Origin of the sequence: Bacteroides fragilis (assembly GCF_019583405.1) — a bacterium.
GTDB lineage: Bacteria > Bacteroidota > Bacteroidia > Bacteroidales > Bacteroidaceae > Bacteroides > Bacteroides fragilis_B.
Map to the genome: position 1 here is coordinate 603,807 of NZ_SZUU01000001.1, position 24,661 is coordinate 628,467.

The window sequence follows — 24,661 nt, forward strand, 5'->3', positions numbered from 1 at the left end:
GGTTATACATCTCGTACATCTTATCTTACCATGTAATGATGCTAAAGTAAGCCAGATATATTCACTTACCTTTAGCCTGAGGGCAAAGGTACATATTATATCCATGTGTTGTGTGTGCTAATTCGCACTATTTTTGTGCGTATATGCACACGAAAGCAGTAAGGAATAAAGATGCAAACTACTAATAAACAAAATATTACACGTATGGCACGGCTTTTGAATGGTTTATAGAAAAAGAAATGCACAATGAACTTGAAAACGATACTTATCATTGCCGGATGCAGTTATATCTTTCCGGCAACTGCACAGGAACGCACGATGGAGCTCTCGCTGGACGAAACCGTAAAGCTTGCCAAGCTTCAGTCACCCGACGCACAAACCGCACGCCACAGTTTCCGCTCAGCCTACTGGAACTATAAATATTACAGGGCGAACTATCTGCCTGCCTTGAGCCTGACCTCGGACCCGAACCTGAACCGGGCTATCAATAAGGTAACACTGGGAGACGGAACCGTGAAATTTGTAGAACAAAACATGCTCAGCACCGACCTTACTCTGAATTTAACACAGAACATTCCATGGACCGGCGGTTCACTATTTGTGGAGACGGCAGCACAAAGAATGGATATCTTCAGCGACCACACGACAGCCTGGCAGACTTCACCTATTAATATAGGCTACCGTCAGTCGCTCTTCGGATATAACAGCCTGAAGTGGGATCGCCGCATCGAACCGGTCCGCTACCGGGAAGCAAAGAAATCGTATGTAGAAACACTGGAACTAGTAGCCACACGTGCTACTCAAAAATTCTTTAACCTTGCCACCGCACAAAGCAATTACGAAACCGCCAATACCAACTACGCTAACGCAGACACACTCTATCAATATGCCCAGGGACGCTACAACATCGGTACCATCACCGAAAACGAAATGCTGCAACTGGAACTGAACAAACTGACCGAAGAAACCAACCGAATGAATGCCCGTATCGAGATGGACAACTGCATGCAGGAGTTACGCTCGTATCTGGGCATTCAGAGTGACGAGGAACTCAAGGTGAAAATCAACGACCACGTACCCGACTTCAGTGTAGAACTGCACGAAGCCTTATTACTGGCCAACGAAAACAGTCCGGAAATACAAAACATGATACGCCGGAAACTGGAGAGCGAAAGCAACGTGTCGTACGCCCGTGCCAATGCCGGACTGAAAGCGGATATTTATCTGCGTTTCGGCCTGACACAAACTGCCGACAAGCTGGGAAGCGCCTACAAGAGGCCATTGGACCAGCAGTACGTCAGCCTGAGTGTAGCACTACCCATCCTCGACTGGGGACGGGGCAAGGGCAAAGTGCGCGTGGCACGCTCCAACCGCGACCTTGTGTACACACAGGTGGAACAAGACAAGACCGATTTCGAACTAAACGTACGCAAACTGGTGAAGCAATTTAATCTTCAGGCCCAGCGGGTCAGAATAGCCGCACGGACCGATGAAACAGCTCAACGACGCAGCGACGTGGCCCGCAAACTTTATCTGCTGGGCAAGTCGACCATTCTCGATCTGAACGCTTCCATCACCGAGAAGGACCAGGCACGCCGCAACTACATAACGGCTCTTTACAACTACTGGAGTCTGTATTACACGTTACGCAGCCTTACTCTCTTCGACTTTGAAGGTAAAACACCGCTTACCGAGAATTATGACCTGCTGATAGACTGACCGGAATTATAAACTGCAAATCGAAAAAACAAAATAATATGGATATTAAAATTGAAAAGAAACCCTGGTACATCCGCTATAAATTCTACATAGCCGGAGGAATTGCATTTGTCGCTTTCCTTGTTTACGTCATCATTTTGTCGGCCGGGCCGCGCAAGCTCCGCATCGAGTCGGAAAACATACAGGTGGCCGAAGTCAAAGATGACAAGTTTATGGAATACGTCGATGTGGAAGGATTGATACAGCCTATTCTCACCATTAAAGTAAACACCCGTGAAGCGGGAAGCGTAGAGCGTATCATAGCCGAGGAAGGCAGTCTGCTCCAGAAAGGAGATACGATTCTGACCCTCTCGAATCCGGACTTGCTGCGCAGCATCGAAGACCAGCGGGACGACTGGGAGAAGCAACGCATCACTTATCAGGAGAAAGAGATCGAAATGGAACAGAAAAGCCTGAGCCTGAAACAACAGACGCTGGAAACCAATTACGAACTGGCACGCCTGAAGAAAAGTTTCGCGTTGGACAAAGAAGAATTCCGCATGGGTATCAAGAGTAAAGCGCAACTCGAAGTGTCGGAAGACGAATACAACTACAAGGTTAAAAATGCCGAACTGCAACGCGAAAGCCTTCGTCACGATTCGGCCGTGACCATCATCCGCAAAGATCTGATACGGACCGATATGGAGCGGGAGCGTAAGAAGTATGAACGGGCCACGGAACGGCTGGGCAATCTGGTAGTGAAAGCACCCATCAGCGGACAGCTGAGCTTCGTGAAAGTGACCCCGGGACAGCAGGTGGGCTCCAGCGAAAGTATAGCCGAAATCAAAGTACTCGATCAATATAAGATTCATACTTCACTGAGCGAATACTACATCGACCGCATTACCACCGGACTGCCTGCTACTGTCAACTATCAGGGCAAAAAGTACCCGCTTCGCATCACCAAAGTTGTGCCCGAGGTAAAAGACCGCATGTTCGACGTCGATCTGGTCTTCACCGGCGAGATGCCCGATAACGTACGTGTAGGTAAGAGTTTCCGTGTCCAAATTGAATTGGGACAGCCGGAACAAGCCATCGTCATCCCGCGCGGCAACTTCTATCAGGCCACCGGCGGACAGTGGATTTACAAAACCAATGCATCTAAAACCAAAGCCGTACGTACACCCATCACCATCGGACGCCAGAATCCGCAACAATATGAAATTACCGGAGGATTAGAGCCCGGAGATTATGTCATTACAACAGGATATGATACCTTTGGCGAGGCGGAAGAATTAATACTTAAGTAATATAAAAATGAATCGAACTCACCACAGAGTTACACAGAGATGGTTCTCTCTTAATATTTTAATAAGCAAGAGATTAAAACTCTGTGAGACTCTGTGTTACTCCGTGGTGAATCAAACTCAAAACCATTATAAACATGAAAACCATAAGGCTGGCCTGGAAGGCCCTGGCACGTTTCAGAACATACACATTCATCAATATACTGGGCTTGGCCATGAGTCTGGCTTGTGTACTTATCATCCTCCGATATATCCATCAGGAGGTTACCGTAAATCATTTCTGCAAAGACCTTGAAAACACCTATCTGCTATATATCGAGTACAAAGATGGAAGGCGGACAATAAGCAGTAATGAAGATAGGAATAACGACCCCAACTTTATCGATCCGCTGAACGACCCGTCTGTCCTGAAAAGTACCCGATGGATTAACTTTCCGGAAGACAGGATTACAGTCGGGAAACAGATATATAATGTAAAAACCGTAGTGACCGACAGTGCGTTTCTGCAGATATTACCCTATCCGTCCGTGTCCGGCATTTCATCTCTGAAGTCTCCAAATGATGCCATCATCACCCGGCGATTGGCTGAAAGATTGTTCGGAGAAGAGAACCCGATTGGGAAAACAATGACTTACAGCACAGGGGACATCATCACAATTGCGGGGGTAATAGGGGGAGCCGACGACGAAAAGTTTTTTAGATTTTGACCTGATTATCTCCGAACGATTGCAACATTCATGGTCGCGTTTAAGCAATAGTCTGGTACAACTGATACCCGGAACGGACTTTAAGAAACTGAACGTCAAGAACGAGAAGTTTATGAAGTTAAGGTGCCATATGGATGCACCGACCCGCCTGCAGTTCTTTCCATTAAAAGATTTCTATTTCGATAAGACTGTCCGCGTTTATAATAACAATATCCGGAAAGGCAACTACAATAATATCTTAGTACTTGCCGTTGTCACCATTGCTTTGTTGATAATCGGCTTGTTCAATTTCATCAACATCTATACAGTGATGATGCTCAAGCGTGCCAGAGAATTTGGGGTCAAAAAAGTATATGGTGCCGGCGCAAAGGATGTATTCGCACAGATTTTCACTGAAAACTTTATCCTGACAGGCATGGCTCTATGCATATCCTGGTGCATTATCGAAATAACCGGTGGCATGATGGAACATGTGCTCCGGATACCGCAAACCTCCAATACGGAATTTAGTGCCACATTATCCGTAGGAATCCTGATTCTGTTGCCATTATTGACTTCTATTTATCCATTCATCAGATACAACTACGTTTCACCTTCCGTATCTATCCGTTCGGTAAATGCGGGAGGACATTCCATCGTATCCCGTGTGCTGTTTTTATTCGTTCAATACATCATCACCTTTGTACTTATTATTGTTTCCCTCTTTTTCACGAAGCAAGTCCGCTTCATGCTGTCTGCCGATCTGAACTATACCACCAAGGACATCATTCAATGTCAGTTATACGCCGAACGCTCTTCGTATGATATAAATATATCAGACGAAGAGTGGGAGAGACGGGAGCAGAGAGAGAAAAGTAATCTGGCCTACATCAAAGAAGAGATGGACCATTCCCCGCTCTTTATCCGTTGGGAATACGGAGAGAACCCGAATCAACTGGACGGCAACTATAATAATGTGCGGAATGCACAGCGGGACGAGTTCAAGCAAGTTATTTACAGCAGCCTGAGCAATAAATATATTGAACTGTTCGGTTTTCAGCTAAAAGAAGGCCGCCTGTGGAATGACTCTGTTGACCAATGGACTGATTATAAAATGATCATCAATGAATCGGCCAAATCACTCTTAGAAATAAACAATATAGAAACAGCCCTGATTCAACCCGAAAGAAGATTGTGGTGGTCTTCTTCAAAATCCGAAGAAATGGAGAAGAATCCTCCATATCAGGTTATCGGAGTGATCAAGGACTTCAAGATCGGCCATTTATCGAAAACGACTCCTCCGCTCTTCATTGTTTACGAAGATCCGCGGGGCAGTTATAGAGATCGGCTGATGGCACAAATCATTCCCGGAAAAAAGCAAGAAGCCATTGCCTTCCTGAAAAAGCTGCACGATGAAATACTGGGCGAAGGTGAGTTTGAATACAGCTTTTTAGAAGACGAGATAGCGACCATGTATCAAGAAGATAAGCGAACTGCCGAGATATACTCCTTGTTCAGTGTCATTGCCATTCTTATATCTTGCCTGGGACTGTTCGGATTGTCCATGTTCGACATCCGTCAGCGATATCGTGAAATAGCACTGCGTAAAGTGAACGGAGCCACCCTGAAAGAGATCTATCCGCTTCTGTTAAAGAAATACTCGATTATTCTGGGAGTGGCATTCGTCATTTCGGCACCTCTGTCCTGGTATATCATCTCGAAATATCTGGAAGGATTCGCCAACAAAGCTCCTATATCCTGGTGGCTGTTTGCGGTTGCCACCATAGTGACTGCTTTCATATCGCTGGGCACTCTGATATGGCAAATACGGAAGGCTGCCAATATCAATCCGGCCAAAGTATTGAAAGGAGAGTAGTAAATTTGTATTTTTGTGCGCATGCGCACTACGATCGTGCTAATTCACACGGTGTATTTTAACATCACAAGCACATAAATAATAGTGTTTCAACGAATTGCCTCTTTGGCATACTTCTTGAGACACTATTTGTAAAAACAAGACTCCGAATGATACGACATTATTTTAAAATCGCTTTCCGCAATCTGCTGAAATATAAAACACAAAGCATTATCAGCATTATCGGACTGGCTGTAGGAATCACCTGCTTTGCCCTTGCCACATTATGGATACGCTACGAGATGACATACGACACCTTTCATAGGAGGGCCGATGACATCTACATGGTAAGGGCGCAACTCACAATCACGGACGGTACGCTCAGCAACTCAATGCCCTATCCGGCTATAGAGTATCTACGGAAGAACATATCTGAGATTGAAGATATATGTGGCATATCTCCGTTCAAAACCAATCTTCGATTCAAAGACAGGGGCGGGGATTTATTGGCCATTGAGGTGGACTCTGCGTTTATGCACATGTTCGATGTGCGTATCCTGCAAGGCAATGTCAATTTTCTAAAGAAAAAGAGCAACGAGATAGCCATAACCGAAGCGGTAGCGAAAGAATGCTTCGGCAACGAAAGTCCTCTTGGAAAAGAGATTGAGTTGGGAAGCCGGCCATGTAAAGTGTGTGCCGTTGTCAGCGGATGGTCGCAACATTCAAATCTTTCATACGGGGCCTTGCTTCCGGCACGCCACCATCCAAGCTGGCAAAGCAATTCAGAACAGATATTTGTCCGCATCTTGCCGGATACCGACAAATCAGCTCTTCAAAAAAGGATAAGCAGCCTCGATGCTTCCTCACAGGAGAAAGAGAGTACATTAGGTAAATTGAATTTTACCCCGATTACTTCGCTCCGCTATTCTGATTATCTGCAAAAAGACGAGATCGTTATTTCATTCAACTACATTCGCTATTTTGCGATGGCAGGAGTATTGGTCATTGTATGTTCATTATTCAATTATCTGACCCTGTTTGTCAGCCGTCTTCGAATGCGCGGTCGTGAACTGGGACTCCGAAAGGTTTGTGGATCTACCAACCGTTCGCTGTTCGCATTGCTATCTGTCGAATATCTGATCGTCTTGCTAACCGGTTCGCTGCTGGGCATGGCTTTCATTGAGGCCTGCTTACCCCATTTCATAGAACTGGCTCAGATATCAGAAGCTACCTCGCTGTATACAGAAGTCATCATTTACATATTAGCAGTCATCATTTTATCTTTCGGTATTTCACAAATTCCTCTATATTACTTCAGAAGCCGTACGTTACAGAGTAGTATTCGCAATAAAAAAGGAAGTCCCCAGCGCGGAATATTCCGCCGACTCGGACTGATAGCACAGTTGATCATCAGTCTGGGATTCATCTTCTGCACCACTATCATGATGAAACAACTCTATTATCTGAAAAACACAGATCTGGGAATAGAACGCCACAATATAGGCAATGTTGCTGTCTGGATGAAAGGAGATATTAATGAATGGAGTTCTAAGATCGCCAATTTGCCTATGGTGACTGAAGCTCTGCCTCCCCACTACTTCCCGATAGTCCCTACAGGACCTATGATGTATACAGATATTAATGGCTGGGACGGATTCAATGAAACCACTGATGAAACATATTCCGTCGGCCTGATACCCTCGGGCAAAGAGTTCTTCGACTTTTATGGATTGCAGTTGACAGAAGGGGAGTGGCTATCCGAAAAGAATTCTCCCGGAGATGTCATCATTAATGAAACGGCAGCACTGATGTTCGGATGGAGAAATCCAGTAGGAAAACAGTTCTACTCAGAATACGAATACAACCGGACATATTATACAGTAGTAGGAGTGGTGAAGGACTTCAGCTACCTGCCACCCACTATCGCTCCACGCCCCCTCGCCTTTGTCCGCACTGAAGAGCAGAAATATCTATGGTCTCGTGCCAGTATTCTTTTTAAGTTTACGGAAGGGAGCTGGGAAGCCTGCAAAGATACGATCCGGAAAATGAAAGAAGAAGATTTTTCCTCTTCATTCTTGAGACTTTATAACGAGGAAGAGGAGTATAATAAATATCTGCGTTCCGAAAATGCGTTGATGACCCTGTTGGGGATCGTTTCTATCGTATGTGTCATTATCTCTGTTTTCGGCATCTTTTCGCAAGTAACTTTGTCGTGCGAACAAAGACGCAAAGAGATCGCTATCCGCAAAGTGAATGGAGCCACCATAGGAAGTATCCTGCAGATGTTCATCAAAGAATATTTCGTCCTTTTGCTTGTCGCGGCTCTTATAGCATTCCCGGCAAGCTATGGGATGATGAGAGTGTGGATAGAAAGTTACGTCAAACAAACTTCCATCCCATTTTGGATATATATCGTCCTGTTTGCAGGTATCGGTATCATCATCGTCATCAGCATCTTCTGGAGAGTGTGGAATGCAGCCAAACAAAATCCGGCAGAAGTAGTAAAAACAGAATAAAAAAGGATCTAATAATATGATACGACATTATTTGAAAATTGCATGTAGAAATTTGCTGAAATACAAGACTCAGAGTATCATCAGCATCCTGGGATTAGCTATCGGATTTACCTGTTTTGCGCTTGCTGTCTTATGGATACGTTACGAAATGACATACGACACCTTCCATGAAGATTTCGACCGTATTCATTTGGTGTATCAGAAATCGGCATTAAGTGACACAGGCATCACAACAACAATTCCATATCCGGTATCCACCTCTTTAGAAAAGCAGTTTCCGGAAGTGGAAGATGCCTGCGGTTTTCTTTTTTATGAACAGGAAGTGACAGTAGACGATGGCGTTATCCGGCAACTGTATGAAATCAATGCCGACTCTTGCTTCATGCATATGTTCGGGATACAAGTACTTTCTGGCAGTCTTGATTTCTTGGAATCGGAAGAGCGGATAGCACTGACAGAGAATGCGGCCAAGGACCTGTTCGGTACGGAAAATCCGATCGGAAAGGAGATCAAGCTGTATGGTGCCCCTAAAACCGTATGTGCGATCGTCAACGGATGGAACCGGCATACCAATTTACCTTTTTCTATTTTAACAGGAGGAATACGCCAATGGCATAATTCATGGTATAACGGAGGATTCCATGTATTTATAAAATTGCACAAAGAAGCAAATCCCGAGGCTTTTCAGAAAAAACTGGAACAAACGAAACTTGAAGCAGACGGCAAGGGCGGCATACAGAATCTGATGGTTATGCCTATCAGTAAGTGCCACTATACTGTACTGGCTGACCAAAATGCCATCCAGTTCAGCTATATCCTATTCTTCTCAATTGTAGGCGGATTAGTTATTCTTTGTTCGCTGATCAACTACCTGTCTTTGTTTGTCAGCCGTTTACGGATGCGAAGCAAAGAACTGGCATTACGCAAAGTATGCGGTTCATCGGACCTCCATCTGTTCATCCTGCTTGTTACAGAATATCTGCTGATCTTGTTGGCCGCAGGACTTATGGGAATGGCCCTGATAGAATTGGTATTATCTCCGTTCAAAGAATTGTCGGGAGTAAAAGAAGGCGATATCTACTGGGAATCTTTTTTATATTTCGCCCTCGTCATCGGATGTTCTCTTGCCACATTCCTGCCTGTAACTTTCTATTTTAACAAACGAACACTACAAAGTAACATACAGCAAAAGACCGTAAACAGGTACGGATATCTGGGACGCAAAATAAGCATTGTTATTCAACTTTCTATCAGTATCTGTTTTATCTTCTGCATCAGTGTCATCATGAAGCAACTCTATTATCTCAGCACTACGGACATTGGTATAGAACGCAAAAATATTGCGACTTTAAGCATGTATCCGCAAAACAATCTATTGCCTGCCGCTGATAAAATAGAGCAGTTTCCTTATGTCACTCAGGTTCTGAAAGGACACTTCTCGTTACTACCCAAAACAGCATCCATGGGTCTGTGCTTCAAGGATTGGGACGGAAAGCAACCCGGAGATGCAGAGATCGACATGGAAGTACTGATGGAAAGTGAAGAGTTAGCACAGTTCTACGGCATTCGCCTTTTAAAAGGAAAGATGCTGAAAGAAGGAGAGAGAGATGCCAGTACTATTGTAATCAATGAGACAGCTGCCAAAGCACTTGGTTGGAGCGATCCGATTGGAAAAAAACTAATCAGACCGAACGGAACGGCCACAACCGTTATCGGTTTGGTAAAAGACTTCCATACGACATCGCCTACCACTCCCATAAAACCTATCGCATTTATAGCCAAAGGCTTTTCCGGATTCGACCTGGGCAAAGGTGATATATTGATAAAGTATAGAGAAAGCGAATGGCCCAAACTTAAAAAAGACATTGAACAGCTATGCCAGAAAGAATATCCGGAAAATAAAATCAGATTATCCAATATGGAGGAGACCTATGACAGCTATCTCAAATCGGAGCAGACCCTTTTGAAACTACTAAGTTGTGTAGCTGTTGTCTGTATTCTGATTGCTGTATTCGGAGTGTTCTCTTTAGTGACATTGGCATGCGAACAACGGCGTAAAGAGATCGCTATCAGGAAAGTAAATGGTGCAACACTTGGCAACATCCTCTCGATATTTATAAAAGAGTACCTGATATTGTTACTCTGCGCCTCGTTCCTTGCTTTTCCGGTCAGCTACGTGATCATGAAAGCGTGGCTGGAGAATTATGTCGAACAAATCAGCATAGGCGTTTCGATGTATGTCACTATCTTTACGGGAATCGGTATCATCATAACCGCCTGCATCGGCTGGAGAGTATGGAAAGCCGCCCGTGAAAACCCGGCGGAAGTAGTAAAAACAGAATAAAAAATCCAATAATATGATACAACATTATTTTAAAATTGCATGTAGAAACCTTTTAAAATATAAGGTACAGAATATCCTAAGCATTATAGGCTTGTCTATCGGTTTTACAGCTTTCTTGTTAGGCGGGTATTGGCATCACTGGGAATATCATTTTGATAGTTTCCACCCTCAAAGTTCAAGGACTTATGCCTTGACTACCACCGGTATATTTAAAACAGCCGACGGATCTGTAGGAGAATTAAACCAGATACATCAGATGGTGGAAAAAGATCTGGTTACTTTCCCTGAAATAGCTAAAGTTTGCCATGTCAGCGAAGTAAAATACGAATTTGAGAAAGATAAAAAAAATTGGATCGGAATGAAAATAGACTCCACTTTCTTTGATATCTTTCAATGTAAACTGATCGAAGGAAGCTATTATAAGATTCCATTCAACGTAAATCATGTGATTCTGACTCAAAAAATGGCCAACTTCTACTTTGGTGACAGTAGTTGCGTAGGAAAAGAGTTGAAAATCAACGATAAAGTATCATATACCATTGCGGGAGTAATGGAAAATTATCCCCAAAACAGTGATTTCAAATTTGAATACCTGATTCTGGCTACTCCATCTCCAAATCAAGTAAAAAGAAGTACGACTTATGTGTGGTTACACCCTTCGGCTGATGCTGCACATTTAAGTAAAAAGATAGCAGCCTACAGAGTCAAAGAGCCCGATACCAAATGGAGTAAATATTCTGAATGGCGCTTTCATTTGCGTCCGTTGCCCGAAATTCATACCCGCTGCTCTCCTGAGCTGAAAGGCAGGCTCCAACATATCCGGATTTTGGCTACGGCGGGAATATTGGCATTTGCCAGTGCATTAATGAATCTGCTTGTGCTATTCATTGGCCAGCAACAACGAAAAGCGCGCTATAATGCCACTTTTTCCACTCTTGGTGCTTCCATCTACAGTTTGATAGGGAAAAACTTACTTGAGTTGACCCTCCCCCTGTTCATAGCATTTTTGCTTTCAATGGCATTTATCGAATTTTTGTTTCCGTTTTATAAGGATTACACCAGTTTGGTAGCAGAGAGCAGTAGCTATTATAATGGAGTCATTCAGAGTATCACCCGGCAAGAAGTACTGAAAGCATCCTATTGGGTTTATCCGTTATGTTGCCTGATATTTCTGGGTTTAAGTACGGTCCCCATCGTCGGTCTGTTAAAACGAAACAGCCGGGGAACTTCGCTGACACTTAGAAACGGATTGATCATCGGACAGATCTTCATCGGCTCTTTATTCCTCCTGACTTCTTGCATGTTCTACAGTCAGTATCGGTTCATGAGCCGTACAGACAAAGGATTGATCACCGATCATATCTGGCAGATCGACCTCGGATTCGATGCAACCTACAACACTGATTGTACTCCTTTTATAGAAGCCCTAAAACAAAACTCAGCCATCGATGATGTAACGGCCCTGACACAGCCTCTCCTCGTTTTAAGAGGAGAGTGGTATTGCAGTTTTATCACTCAATTTCCCATCGAGGGACGTAATGCAGATGAAACAACAGAAGATAATTGCATCGTTGTGCAAAAGAATTTCCTTTCCTTTTTCGGAATGAAGATGAAAGAAGGAGAATGGATACAGGATCAGGGGACAAGAGATATAGTTATCAACGAAACCGGTGCCCGCGAACTCAACATTCCTTCACTGACAGGACGTCTTATACTCAATGATGACGGAGATTCGGAGAATCAGACAGTACCCACCAGAATCAGCGGTATTTTACGTGATTTCTACTACTGTCCGATGCAGTACCCGTTGTCGAAGGTCTTCTTTATGTATCAAAACAATGCTGATGCAGCAAGGGGGTACAATGGATTCAGGTATTTCTATATAAAGGTACATCCGGATAATGAAAAACAAGCACTGCAATATGCCCGGAAAATCTATTCTCAATACAGTAAAAAAGAAATCTCCGAGGATATGCAGATCATTCAACTTTCCACCTTAATGGAACTGTTCAACCGTCCGGAAAAGACGATGTTCCGCATCTTCCTGCTGTTGGCAGTACTCTGTATCCTGATTTCTTCTTTCGGCGTTTTCTTCCTGGTATCGCTCTCTACCGAACAGCGTAAAAAAGAAATAGCCATCCGAAAGGTAAACGGAGCACAATTTTCAGATATCCTATACTTATTTCTGAAAGAATATTTATGGCTGACTCTGGTTAGTAACGCAATTGCCCTGCCTTTAGGATATTTATTTATCAAAAGGTGGTTGGAAACCTATGCGTACCATACTGATATTCACGGATGGCTGTTTGTATGTGTATTCCTCTTCACCTGCATCATCGTTATTCTCTCGGTCATGCGACAGGTGGTAGTAGCTGCCAAAATCAATCCGGCGGAGTCGGTGAAAAGTGAATAAATGATTGCAGTGCGAATACGCACTGCAATCGTGCAATATCACACAGAAACAGAGATAGCAAAGAGGACCTAACAATCAAAGATACAATCATTTAGCAGTTTGGCATATTTATTGAAACTATAAAAGAGAAGTTTAACGGTAAAACACATGGTATTTACACAACAATAATTAAAACGAAGAAATCAATATATCTATGATACTACATTATTTAAAGATTGTTTTCAGGCAGATGGCTAAACGCAAAGCACAAACTGCTATATCTATATTGGGAATCACTGCCGGTTTGCTCTGTTTCAGTGTATGCAACTATTATAATCGTATTTTCAGCACAGGTAACAAGGATTTGGCAACTTACGAAAATCAGGCAGAAATATACATAAAAGAAAGATCTTACCAAGTAAATATTCCGATAGAGGATTTTGAAAAGAAAATAGGAAAAGACAAATTTGAAGCAGTTGCTTTTTATGTGAATTCTTCATCTACAATCACATTAGATGAAACGGTATATTGTAAAGTGGACAAAACAGAATGTAATGCTGATTATTTCAAAGTATTTCCTACAGAATGTATAGACGGCTCCTTAAAACAGTTTGGTATTTCGGGTAACGAAGCTGTAGTAACGACTGAGTTTGTCAAACAATTCTGTGGGGGCATCCCACCGCTGGGAAAAACGATCCTTAACCAGAGAGGCAAAATTCATACCATCATTGCCGTTATCAAACCTTATCCGGCAGGGATGAATAATTATCACAGCAGTTACGATATTTTTCTTCCATTACCTGAAAATGCTTCATTTGGGATACACAAGCTACTGCTCAAACGCCCGGAAGATGCCGAACACGTTTCACAATTACTGCCTAAATTGGGACTTTTTCCCAACCATCCGGAATGGATACCACAAGTAGTACTGGATAGCCAGACAGAACATAAGGCAGGCGCTGAATTATGGGTTGCTATTTTGGGGCTATTGGTTTTATTGGTAGGCATGATCAACTATTTTTCATTCAGTATAGGAGCATTTACCAACCGTTACAAAGAGATCAGTCTACGTAATACGCTGGGTTCTACTTACTGGGGACTTTTCATATTGCTATTCCTTGAACAGGCTGTCATCATCCTGATCTGCGGAATAATTACCCTGTCCATTACTGAAAGCTTTCTACCTTGGTTTATAAGTACATTTTCTAATGAAATACAAAGAAACTTATACATAGATACACATCGATTGTGGGTTTATGAATGCCAATATATAGGAGGCTTGTTGCTTATCAGCTTACTGATCTCATTCATCTCTTCCTGGCACATTGCCCGCAAGACAATAGCGCAAGGATTGAGGGGAGGGACAACTACCGGACAACGTCACATCATCCGTAACACGTTACTGAGCGTCCAGCTACTTTTCTCTTTTCTATTCATCGTAGGTACAGTCGGCATCCGTATGCAAATGAAAGAATACGATCTTTCAGCCAATCCCAATCTGAGCACAGAGACAAAAAAAGAAATTATGGTAGTAAATATAAGAGGCTACGATCGCATTCGGGAGAATCAACCGGAACTGATAAACTTCCTGCGCTCACGCCGTTGGAATGCCGAAACAGCCTACACTTACAGGGATTACAGCCAAGAGTATGGATTTACCGAACTCTGCTTCGTTTCGGATGATTATTTTAATTTGATGAACATCAAATGCCATCACAAACCGGGAGAACCTTTTTGTTACGTAAACGAACAATTATACCAAACTTTGCAAGCTGATTCTACCTCCGAGTCTTTTCGCTTTCAAAACCAAGTATATCCGGTTAAAGGTTTAGTTCATATAGGTCCCGATTCTCCAAGTGCAAAGCAATTGGCTCTTTTACCGCTTTCTGCCATGAATGACAAAATCGGGAAAATATATATACGATTGGTTCCTGATGCTTCTCGCAAGGAAGTAAAAGCAGAAATGAGTAAGGAGATGAATCAATATCTGCCACAGAACGAACCTTTCGAGTTCATCAGTTTATATGAGGAACAAACCGGATTAGGAGCTATCTCGGTGATGTGGCTGTTCGTTGTCTGCTCTTCCATTTGTTTAGTGATTACGGTACTTGGCGTTTATGGAGCTATCAGCATTGACACTATCCGTAAACAAAAAGAAGTTGCCATCCGTAAAATTAATGGTGCACGTTTACCGGATATCTATTGGTTGTTTGCTAAAAATTACCTGATTTTATTCTTAATAGCTTCGGTAGTAGGAGGTTTAATTAGCCTCTTTGTCATGGTCATTGGCAGCCAGCATCAAGTTATATTGTTTGATTATGCCGATCCATGGCTTTGGATGGGTCCCCTCATGCTATTAATAGGCATAATAACAGCTACAATCAGCTGGCAAATATATTATATTGCACGGACTAATCCGGCAGAAGTAATTAAAAACGAATAAATCAGAGAAAATGAACTATATGATACAGCATTATCTCAAAACAGCAATACGCAACCTGCTGAAGTATAAGACACACAGCATTATTTCTGCCATTTGTCTTTCCGTTGGTATGACTTGTTTCAGCATCATCCACTTTTTTATCAATGAAATAGATGGAGCATCGCGTAATATGCCCAATTTCGAACAAAGGATTTCAATCCGGATGATCAATTCCAACCATGAAGTAGGAGGATGGGGGTGGAGTCTCAATTCTTCTGAGATCCGGACCCTGACAGAACATCCCATACCGGGTATTAAGCAAATCTGCTTCCACTCTTTTCAAAGAGAAGCCGAAGTTGTATTCATCAATAGGGAGCAGGAAGAAAAGCCTTACATCATTTCATATATGGATACTGATCCTAATTTCTTTTCACATTATAATGCATCCTTCTTATATGGCAATGCTCTTCCCACAACTCCGGAAGAAGTTGTGTTGTCCGAAAGTTGTGCCCGTAAAGTATACGGAAAGAGCAACCCGATAGGCACATTACTGAAAATAGTCAAGTTGAAGGAAAGCGAAAAAGATAAAAACACATACTATAAAGTTGTCAATGTTATCAGGAATCTTCCCAAAACACTAAATGTTGAAACAGATATCTATTTCTCTCATTTGAGAGAGGGGAACGAACAACAAGGATACATCACAGAAGGTACACTGGAAACAGCAGACGGATTGAATAAAGCCAATGAAAGCCTAAAGGGGATAACAACTCTTCATAATAATGAAATGGCATATTTCATTGCGAACAAAGAAGCTGACTCGTATCACGATCCGCAGCGAATGATAGGCATAGCATTCATTACCTTCTTATCCTCTCTGATTCTGTTATCGGGTATGATAAACTTTCTAAAGTTCATCATACAATCATTCTACAACCGTAATCGTGAACTGGCCCTGCGGAAAAGTCTGGGTGCCAGCCCCAAAAGTTTATTTACCCTTCTGTTCACCGAAGCTTTCTGGATGCTGACATTTTCTTTATTGCTCTCGCTGGTCTTATCCGAATGTACCTGTTTACTACTGACAACCTATATTCCGCCCAAAGAAATGATTCCAATAGATATCCAAACTCTATATGGCATTCAAGTTAAACTTTATATAGGGCTGTTACTGATCTGCACGCTTGTAATGCTATATCCCATCCGGCGTTTGCAACGATCCGGTCTTGCCGGACACATGAAGACTAACAGCCATCGGCACCTCTTTCGCAACATCATGATGTGCGTACAGCTATGTGTATGTATCTTTTTCCTAGGTATGAGTATCGCTATACATTTATTCAATAGTGTAGGAAGCGTTTTGTACCTTCCTCTATCAGACAAAGAAACAAATTCTACGCTTTGCCTTGAAATGAACAGTGTTACTCTTGGCAAAAATAAAGATGCGATTTTATCACAAATAAAGATGTTGCCGGGAGTGGAAAATATCAGTTCAGCTTTAATGAGCGGCAACTATAATTCGTTTCTGACCAGTGACTATGAGTCTGCCGATCACCGTACTCTCACTGTCAGAGTCAGACAAGGAGATCCCAGCTACTTCCAGTTCTTCCGGATTCCTTTCCGGGGAGAGATCGTCGAACCTCATACAAGTAACGTGGTTTACATCAGCGAAGCCTTTCAAAAGCAGTTGGAAAATGATTCTGTAAGCGGAAATGTAAAATTAGGTAAAGAGAACTATCGGATAGCAGGTACATACAAGGCTTGTTACGGGGAGAACATCTCAGAACACAATCAATACAATATTTCTGTTTTCTTCCCGACTAAAGAGGCATCCGTAATTTATATCCGTTTTCGTGACGATAGCAGTTTTGGTAAAGCCAAATCAGAAATAGAAAAGGTATGCCGTAATTACGTCCCAGAGTCATTGCCACTCGATATACAACGACTGGATATAAGAAGAAGTACAACACAAGGTATCAGAGACCTGATGGGCGATGCCTCACTGCTATTAGGCATCATCAGTGCTCTTCTGGTTATACTGAGCATATACTCAGCTATCTCTATGGACACTGTCAGCCGGCAGAAAGAAGTTGCTATTCGCAAAATAAACGGCGCAACTCCGAAAGTAATTGCTTTGATGTTCGGAAAAGCATATATAATCCAATTCATACTGGCCTATACCATCACTTATCCATTATTAAGGTTGCTTGTGATAGACATAACCAAGGATAGCCCGATCAGCAGTATTACCGGATTTACATGGGGGATTTACCTCTTCATTCTGATAGGTTTACTTATCTTTGTAACAACTGCCTATAAAATCTACAGAATCATGCATCTCAATCCGGCAGAAATAATAAAAAACGAATAATAATATAAACTCTTAAAAAATTACGATTATGATTAAGACAATCAATTTGCAAAAAATCTTCAAGACCGAAGAAGTTGAAACATGGGCATTAAATAATGTCAGCGTAGAGGTAAAAGAGGGCGAATTTGTCGCCATCATGGGTCCTTCCGGTTGTGGAAAATCTACTCTTCTCAATATTCTCGGTTTACTGGATAATCCTACAGGAGGAGAGTATTATCTGAATGGAAAAGAAGTATCCAAATATACAGAATCGCAGCGCACCAATCTCCGCAAAGGAGTTATTGGCTTTGTATTCCAAAGTTTCAATCTGATTGATGAACTGAATGTATATGAAAATATTGAATTGCCTTTACTCTACATGGGTATTCCGGCCTCTGAACGTAAACAACGAGTGGAAAAAGCAATGAAGCGCATGGCCATTACCCATAGAAGCAAGCATTTTCCACAACAGCTTTCCGGAGGTCAGCAACAACGTGTTGCCATTGCCCGCGCCGTAGTAGCCAACCCTAAACTGATTCTTGCCGATGAACCTACCGGTAATCTTGACTCTAAAAATGGTAAAGAGGTTATGGGACTATTGAGCGAATTGAATAAGGAAGGCACTACCATCGTTATGGTAACCCACTCCCAGCATGATGCAGGTTTCGCAGACCGGGTAATTAATTTATTCGATGGTCAAGTTGTGACGGAAGTTACTATTTAACACTCCTCAAACAGAATTACTCAGATTAACACGGATACGCAAGCTGAGAGAAATGTACCCGGTACATCTGAGTAATTCTTGATTCATTTTACTTCTTGATACATTTGCATAATTGAGTGCTATATTCATGCAAATGACTTCCATATTACCTTTTACTCGATATTTGGAGCAGAGTTTGTGAACACTGCATTGAATCACTTCCCGAGATGGAAATCTTATCCGATATGTGGAAAGAAAAAATTACTTTTATCGGTATAAATATTGATGATGAGAAATCATGGAAAAAATTCTCTCAAAAAAATATCAAATGGATCAATCTAAATGATCCCAAAGAAGCATTCGGATTGTATATCCGTTACAAAGCAAATGGCATTCCCTTTTATGTACTTGTAACGCCTGATGGAAGAATTTCTGATATTTGGTACGGATATAATAAAGATAGCCTCTCTGAGAGACTGAAACAAGGGGAAAATAAGACACTGATTTTTAGGGTAAAAATATAATCTTCCATTTCCAACACTTTTCAGGTTTCACCTGCAATAAACAAATGCAGACTTCAGTAGTAGTAGAAATACAAGAGAGTAATTTGTTAAAAAAAGAAAGAGGTAATAAAGCCTTTCACTTTACCACCTCTTCTTCAAGCATTCCAATGCTTAAAAGAATAAAGTCAAAACTAATACCCATAGATATAAACTCTGACTTTATTTATCTCTATAATGGATTATAAAAGATCAAGTGCCTTGAAACATTTCACCAACTTACCAATAGCAAAATCAATCTGTTCTTTGGAGTGTGTAGCCATCAACGAGAAACGAATCAGCGTATCGTTCGGAGAACATGCGGGAGGCACAACCGGATTCACAAACACACCTTCGTCAAATAACATCTTAGTTACCATAAACGTCTTCTCCATATCACGTACATATAGAGGAATGATAGGAGTAGAGGTATGTCCGATCTCAAAACCAAGTTCACGGAAACACTTTAAAGAATAATTGGTAATGTCCCATAAATGCTCGATGCGTTCCGGTTCGTTTTTCATAATCTGGAGTGCGGCACGAGCGGCGGCAGTGGCAGCAGGCGTATTACTTGCACTGAAGATATACGAACGTGAATTGTGACGCAAATAATTAATAATGGACTCGTCTGCTGCAATAAAGCCACCGATAGCGGCCAATGACTTACTGAATGTGCCCATAATAAGATCCACCTCTTTAGTCAATCCGAAATGATCACAAGTACCGCGTCCGTGATTACCCAAAACTCCCAGACCATGCGCTTCATCTACCATGATATTGGCATCATATTTCTTAGACAAGCGAACGATCTCAGGCAAATTGGCAATATCACCCTCCATACTGAATACTCCATCTACTACAATCAGTTTCACTGCATCAGGACGACATTTCTGCAACTCTTTCTCAAGAGATTCCATGTCGTTATGCTTGAACTTAAGAATGGTAGAAAAAGAAAGGCGGCGTCCTTCAACAATAGAAGCGTGGTCAAGTTCATCGCAGATCACATAATCTTCACGACCTGTCACACACGAAACCACACCCAGATTTACCTGAAATCCGGTAGAATAGATGATAGCATCTTCTTTACCAACAAATTCGGCCAATTCTTTCTCCAATTGAAGATGGAGGTCAAGTGTACCGTTCAGAAAACGCGATCCGGCGCAACCTGTACCATATTTGCGGGTAGCTTCAACAGCAGCTTCAATTACTTTCGGATGATTAGTCAGGCCTAAGTATGAGTTTGAGCCAAACATTAACACCTTTCTGCCACTCATTATCACCTCTGTGTTCTGTTCACTTTCGATACAACGAAAGTATGGATATACGCCTTTAGCCTTTATCTGCTGAGGGAGGTCGTATTTAGCTAACTTCTCTTGTAATAATCCCATGAATAGTTATTTATATAATTCGCTTATTGACTATCTTTTATATAATAGTCTAAATCCTTTTTCCTTAACAAGTGTTTAAAACAGGGGGCAAAGATAACAAAATATGTTTTTAGCTGTTCTTTTTCTATGAAAAAATATACTCTTTATAGTTTTAGAAAGCTGTGAAAGGGCAAAAATTAAGATATTTATATTACTTTTGCCGATCACAAGATATAAATGATGGAATCAACTTGCATGAGCGAAAACAAGAGAAAAATAATATTCATCGTTAATCCAATTTCGGGTACACAAAGTAAGGAACTTGTTCTGAGTCTACTGGATGAAAAGATAGATAAGGAAATGTATACTTGGGAAGTTGTGTATACCGAAAGAGCCGGACATGCAATCGAAATAGCAGCAAATGCGGCAGATAGAAATGCAGATATAGTAGTTGCTGTAGGAGGAGACGGAACAATTAATGAAATTGCCCGTTCATTGGTACACACCAATACAGCATTGGGAATTATCCCTTGCGGCTCTGGAAACGGATTAGCACGGCATCTTCAAATTTCAATGGATCCGCGTAAAGCACTTGAAATTTTGAATGATGGGATAATCGATATCATAGATTACGGAAAAATAAATGGCACAGACTTTTTTTGCACCTGCGGAGTAGGGTTTGACGCTTTTGTAAGTCTGAAATTTGCTAATGCCGGCAAACGTGGACTTCTGACCTATCTGGAGAAAACCTTGCAGGAAAGCCTAAAGTATCAACCCGAAACTTATGAATTGGAAACGGAAGACGGTACTTCCAAATACAAAGCCTTTCTCATTGCTTGCGGCAACGCTTCTCAATACGGGAACAATGCTTATATAGCCCCACAGGCCACTCTGACAGATGGTTTGTTAGATGTAACCATTCTCGAACCGTTTACGGTATTAGATGTTCCGGCACTGGCCTTTCAGCTCTTCAACAAAACAATCGACCAAAACAGTCGCATTAAAACTTTCCGTTGCAAAAAGTTATGTATTCATCGCGGTTCCCCGGGTGTTGTCCATTTTGACGGCGATCCGATGCAGGCTGACGAAGATATCAAAATAGAACTGATTCAGAAAGGACTGCGGGTAGTTGTACCCGGTGATAAAAAAAAAGATAATCCCAACGTATTACAAAAAGCACAAGAATACGTAAACGGTATTAAATTGATAAACGAAGCTATAGTAGAAGATATAGCACATAAAAATAAAGTTATTCTGAAGAAGAATAAGCAGCTGATACAAAAACTTACTAAAAAATAGACCTTTGGAAATAACACGGAATCCGAATTAATATGTACTTTTGCAGACTACTTTAACAAAAATATAAATAATATATTAAAATGTTCAGAACGCACACGTGCGGAGAGTTAAGAATCTCCGATGTTAATAAACAAGTCAAGCTGTCGGGATGGGTACAGCGCAGCCGTAAAATGGGAGGTATGACTTTTGTTGACCTTCGTGATCGCTACGGTATCACTCAATTAGTATTTAATGAAGAAATAGACGCTGAGCTTTGCGAACGTGCCAATAAATTGGGGCGCGAATTCGTCATACAGATTGTCGGAACCGTAAACGAACGTTTCAGCAAAAACAGTCATATCCCGACCGGCGACATTGAAATCATCGTCTCGGAACTGAATATCCTGAACTCAGCCATTACTCCTCCTTTTACTATTGAGGACAACACCGATGGTGGTGATGATATCCGCATGAAATACCGTTATCTGGACTTACGCCGTAGTGCTGTTCGTTCAAATTTGGAATTACGCCACAAAATGACGATCGAGGTTCGCAGTTATCTCGATAAATTGGGTTTCTTGGAAGTGGAAACTCCGGTATTGATCGGTTCAACTCCTGAAGGAGCACGCGACTTCGTAGTTCCTTCCCGCATGAATCCGGGACAATTCTACGCATTACCGCAATCTCCGCAGACACTGAAACAGCTATTGATGGTCTCCGGTTTCGATCGTTATTTCCAGATAGCCAAATGTTTCCGTGACGAAGATCTGCGTGCCGACCGCCAGCCTGAGTTCACTCAGATTGACTGTGAAATGAGCTTCGTAGAGCAGGAAGATGTGATTACCACATTTGAAGGAATGGCCAAACACCTGTTTAAGGTGATCCGTAATATCGAACTGACCGAACCATTCCCACGTATGCCTTGGAGCGAAGCAATGAGATTGTACGGTAGCGATAAACCGGACATTCGCTTTGGCATGCAATTCGTCGAATTAATGGATATCCTAAAAGGACACGGTTTCTCAGTATTCGATAATGCCACATATATTGGCGGTATCTGTGCCGAGGGTGCAGCCGGCTATACCCGTAAGCAACTGGACGCCTTGACCGAATTTGTGAAAAAGCCACAAATTGGTGCAAAAGGTATGGTCTATGCCCGTATCGAAGCTGACGGTACTGTGAAATCAAGCGTTGACAAGTTCTACACGCAAGAAGTTTTGCAACAGTTGAAAGAAGCGTTCAGTGCTAAACCCGGTGACCTAATCTTGATTTTATCGGGAGATGATGCCATGAAAACTCGTAAGCAGCTTTGTGAATTACGTTTAGAAATGGGAAATCAATTGGGATTACGGGATAAAAACACATTTGCATGTTTGTGGGTTGTAGACTTCCCTCTATTTGAATGGAGCGAAGAAGAAGGCAGATTAATGGCTATGCACCATCCGTTTACCTCACCAAAACCGGAAGATATCCATCTGCTGGACACAAATCCTGCTGCTGTACGCGCTAATGCTTACGATATGGTAATCAATGGTGTAGAAGTAGGAGGGGGATCAATCCGTATCCACGATAGCCAGTTGCAGAACAAAATGTTCGAATTACTCGGATTTACTCCGGAGCGTGCGCAAGAGCAGTTCGGCTTCTTGATGAATGCCTTCAAGTTTGGTGCGCCTCCTCATGGCGGACTGGCTTACGGATTGGACCGTTGGGTATCTCTTTTTGCCGGACTGGACTCAATCCGTGATTGCATTGCATTCCCGAAAAACAACTCCGGTCGTGACGTTATGTTGGATGCTCCCGCAGCACTCGATCCGTCACAACTGGAAGAACTGAACCTGATTGTAGATATTAAGGAGTAAGTGAAAGAGTCGGTACGCATTTTTCGATTTGCCGTAATTGGTACGCTCAATGCATTAATCACAGCTTTTGTTATTTGGTTGATGATGGATGAATTGTCATACGATTACATTCCGGCCAATATTACAGCGTACGTAGTAGCCCAAATTCATAACTTTATTTGGAGTAAATATTGGATCTTTCCGATTGAAAATAAAAAGAACAACATTTGGAAGCAGGTGTTGTTCTTCTGTTCTGCTTTCGGATTGGCATATAGTGCCCAGTTCCTGTTTTTAGTCACACTGGTAGAGTGTGGAGATGTAAACGAGTATCTGGCACAATTCCTGGGGCTGTTTATCTACGGAACAGTAAACTTCATCGTTAATAAAAAGCTTACATTCAGATAAAATAGTGCTTAAGATAATGAAAAATCCCGCAAAGTGTAAAAACTCTCTGCGGGATTTTTTTATCAGAGAGAAATCATTTCAATCAATAAAACGTTTTGTTAAATTCCCATATTCATCTATCCTCCGATCACGAAGAAATGGCCACCAACGACGCACATTCTCCGAACGTTCAAGATCCACTTCAACAATCATATTTTCAGAACGGTCATTTCCCGCCTGAGCCAGGTATTCACCCTGTGGTCCGGCAACAAAACTATTTCCCCAAAATAATATCCCGTTGGTCTGCCCTGACGGATCAGGTTCGTGACCGACACGATTGACTGAAATCACCGGAAGCCCATTGGCTACCGCATGCGCACGCTGAGAAATAATCCAAGCATTAAGCTGACGTTTCTTTTCGTCATCCGTATCTGTGCTCTCCCAACCGATAGCAGTAGGATAAATCAAAATTTCAGCTCCTTTCAACGCCATCAGACGAGCAGCTTCCGGATACCATTGATCCCAGCAAACCAACACACCCAACTTGCCTAAAGAGGTCTCAATCGGTTCAAAGCCAATATCTCCCGGAGTAAAATAGAATTTTTCGTAATAAGCCGGATCATCAGGAATATGCATCTTACGATATTTTCCGGCAATACTTCCATCCCGGTCAAAGACAACAGCTGTATTATGATATAGTCCCGGAGCGCGTTTCTCAAATAAAGAAGTAACCAGTACTATCCGATTGGCTGCCGCCAGTTCGGAATAAAATCCGGTAGAAGGACCAGGAATAGGTTCTGCCAGTTCAAATAAATCCGTATTCTCTGTCTGGCAGAAATACAAAGAATTATGAAGTTCTTGCAGAACAACAAGTTGAGCGCCATGAGCGGCACATGCTTCAATACTTTTAGCCAGGTTCATCAGGTTTATCCTAATATCTGATGTGTTAGCCTGTTGAATGATTCCTACTTTTATTTTTCTCATA

At 42.2% G+C, this 24,661-nt stretch carries 13 protein-coding genes and 2 pseudogenes; 13 read left to right on the forward strand and 2 right to left on the reverse strand.

The window, feature by feature from the left end; genetic code table 11:
- The first annotated feature begins 246 nt into the window (after window positions 1-246).
- The 10 genes and pseudogenes from FDF36_RS02625 to FDF36_RS02670 form a co-directional block, all read left to right on the forward strand.
- Window positions 247-1,719, forward strand: coding sequence for a TolC family protein (locus tag FDF36_RS02625; RefSeq protein WP_220390229.1), 1,473 nt, complete (start codon window positions 247-249; stop codon window positions 1,717-1,719).
- A gap of 38 nt (window positions 1,720-1,757) precedes the next feature.
- Window positions 1,758-3,008 (forward strand): efflux RND transporter periplasmic adaptor subunit, encoded by a 1,251-nt coding sequence (locus tag FDF36_RS02630; RefSeq protein WP_220390230.1) that lies wholly within the window; start codon window positions 1,758-1,760, stop codon window positions 3,006-3,008.
- A gap of 134 nt (window positions 3,009-3,142) precedes the next feature.
- Window positions 3,143-5,567, forward strand: a pseudogene (locus tag FDF36_RS02635) (ABC transporter permease).
- Window positions 5,568-5,716: 149 nt separating this feature from the next.
- Window positions 5,717-8,062, forward strand: coding sequence for an ABC transporter permease (locus tag FDF36_RS02640; protein ID WP_220390231.1), 2,346 nt, complete (start codon window positions 5,717-5,719; stop codon window positions 8,060-8,062).
- A gap of 16 nt (window positions 8,063-8,078) precedes the next feature.
- Window positions 8,079-10,406 (forward strand): ABC transporter permease, encoded by a 2,328-nt coding sequence (locus FDF36_RS02645; RefSeq protein WP_220390232.1) that lies wholly within the window; start codon window positions 8,079-8,081, stop codon window positions 10,404-10,406.
- Window positions 10,407-10,419: 13 nt separating this feature from the next.
- Window positions 10,420-12,819: an ABC transporter permease gene (locus FDF36_RS02650; protein WP_220390233.1), complete on the forward strand. Its 2,400-nt coding sequence runs from the start codon at window positions 10,420-10,422 to the stop codon at window positions 12,817-12,819.
- Between the two features lie 193 nt (window positions 12,820-13,012).
- Complete coding sequence (locus FDF36_RS02655; protein WP_220390234.1) at window positions 13,013-15,241, forward strand: ABC transporter permease; 2,229 nt, start codon at window positions 13,013-13,015, stop codon at window positions 15,239-15,241.
- Window positions 15,242-15,251: 10 nt separating this feature from the next.
- Window positions 15,252-17,588, forward strand: coding sequence for an ABC transporter permease (locus FDF36_RS02660; RefSeq protein WP_220390235.1), 2,337 nt, complete (start codon window positions 15,252-15,254; stop codon window positions 17,586-17,588).
- Window positions 17,589-17,616: 28 nt separating this feature from the next.
- The gene (locus FDF36_RS02665; RefSeq protein WP_220390236.1) at window positions 17,617-18,291 is read left to right on the forward strand and encodes an ABC transporter ATP-binding protein; all 675 of its coding nucleotides are present in this window, start codon (window positions 17,617-17,619) and stop codon (window positions 18,289-18,291) included.
- Window positions 18,292-18,449: 158 nt separating this feature from the next.
- Window positions 18,450-18,794: pseudogene (locus FDF36_RS02670) on the forward strand (TlpA family protein disulfide reductase); the annotation flags it as partial.
- 218 nt (window positions 18,795-19,012) lie between these two features.
- Here FDF36_RS02670 and spt read toward each other — a convergent pair.
- Window positions 19,013-20,197: a serine palmitoyltransferase gene (gene spt / locus FDF36_RS02675; RefSeq protein WP_005787799.1), complete on the reverse strand. Its 1,185-nt coding sequence runs from the start codon at window positions 20,195-20,197 to the stop codon at window positions 19,013-19,015.
- Window positions 20,198-20,416: 219 nt separating this feature from the next.
- Between spt and FDF36_RS02680 the strand changes: the two genes are divergently transcribed.
- From FDF36_RS02680 to FDF36_RS02690, 3 genes are all read left to right on the forward strand, one after another.
- The gene (locus FDF36_RS02680; protein WP_220390467.1) at window positions 20,417-21,475 is read left to right on the forward strand and encodes a diacylglycerol/lipid kinase family protein; all 1,059 of its coding nucleotides are present in this window, start codon (window positions 20,417-20,419) and stop codon (window positions 21,473-21,475) included.
- An 80-nt stretch (window positions 21,476-21,555) separates the two neighbouring features.
- The gene (gene aspS / locus FDF36_RS02685) at window positions 21,556-23,313 is read left to right on the forward strand and encodes an aspartate--tRNA ligase (RefSeq protein ID WP_220390237.1); all 1,758 of its coding nucleotides are present in this window, start codon (window positions 21,556-21,558) and stop codon (window positions 23,311-23,313) included.
- Window positions 23,314-23,697: a GtrA family protein gene (locus tag FDF36_RS02690; protein ID WP_220390238.1), complete on the forward strand. Its 384-nt coding sequence runs from the start codon at window positions 23,314-23,316 to the stop codon at window positions 23,695-23,697. It begins immediately after the preceding gene.
- Window positions 23,698-23,775: 78 nt separating this feature from the next.
- Here the strand turns inward: FDF36_RS02690 and FDF36_RS02695 are convergent, their stop codons facing one another.
- On the reverse strand, window positions 23,776-24,660 hold the full coding sequence (locus FDF36_RS02695) for a carbon-nitrogen hydrolase (protein ID WP_220390239.1): 885 nt from the start codon (window positions 24,658-24,660) through the stop codon (window positions 23,776-23,778).
- Between the last annotated feature and the right edge of the window lies 1 nt (window position 24,661).

Coding starts and splice junctions, on each gene's coding strand:
- FDF36_RS02650 (WP_220390233.1), top strand. CDS start 10,420: ATGATACAACATTATTTTAAAATTGCATGTAGAAACCTTTTAAAATAT.
- FDF36_RS02645 (WP_220390232.1), top strand. CDS start 8,079: ATGATACGACATTATTTGAAAATTGCATGTAGAAATTTGCTGAAATAC.
- FDF36_RS02655 (WP_220390234.1), top strand. CDS start 13,013: ATGATACTACATTATTTAAAGATTGTTTTCAGGCAGATGGCTAAACGC.
- FDF36_RS02665 (WP_220390236.1), top strand. CDS start 17,617: ATGATTAAGACAATCAATTTGCAAAAAATCTTCAAGACCGAAGAAGTT.
- FDF36_RS02630 (WP_220390230.1), top strand. CDS start 1,758: ATGGATATTAAAATTGAAAAGAAACCCTGGTACATCCGCTATAAATTC.
- FDF36_RS02695 (WP_220390239.1), bottom strand. CDS start 24,660: ATGAGAAAAATAAAAGTAGGAATCATTCAACAGGCTAACACATCAGAT.
- spt (WP_005787799.1), bottom strand. CDS start 20,197: ATGGGATTATTACAAGAGAAGTTAGCTAAATACGACCTCCCTCAGCAG.
- FDF36_RS02680 (WP_220390467.1), top strand. CDS start 20,417: ATGGAATCAACTTGCATGAGCGAAAACAAGAGAAAAATAATATTCATC.
- aspS (WP_220390237.1), top strand. CDS start 21,556: ATGTTCAGAACGCACACGTGCGGAGAGTTAAGAATCTCCGATGTTAAT.
- FDF36_RS02625 (WP_220390229.1), top strand. CDS start 247: ATGAACTTGAAAACGATACTTATCATTGCCGGATGCAGTTATATCTTT.
- FDF36_RS02640 (WP_220390231.1), top strand. CDS start 5,717: ATGATACGACATTATTTTAAAATCGCTTTCCGCAATCTGCTGAAATAT.
- FDF36_RS02660 (WP_220390235.1), top strand. CDS start 15,252: ATGAACTATATGATACAGCATTATCTCAAAACAGCAATACGCAACCTG.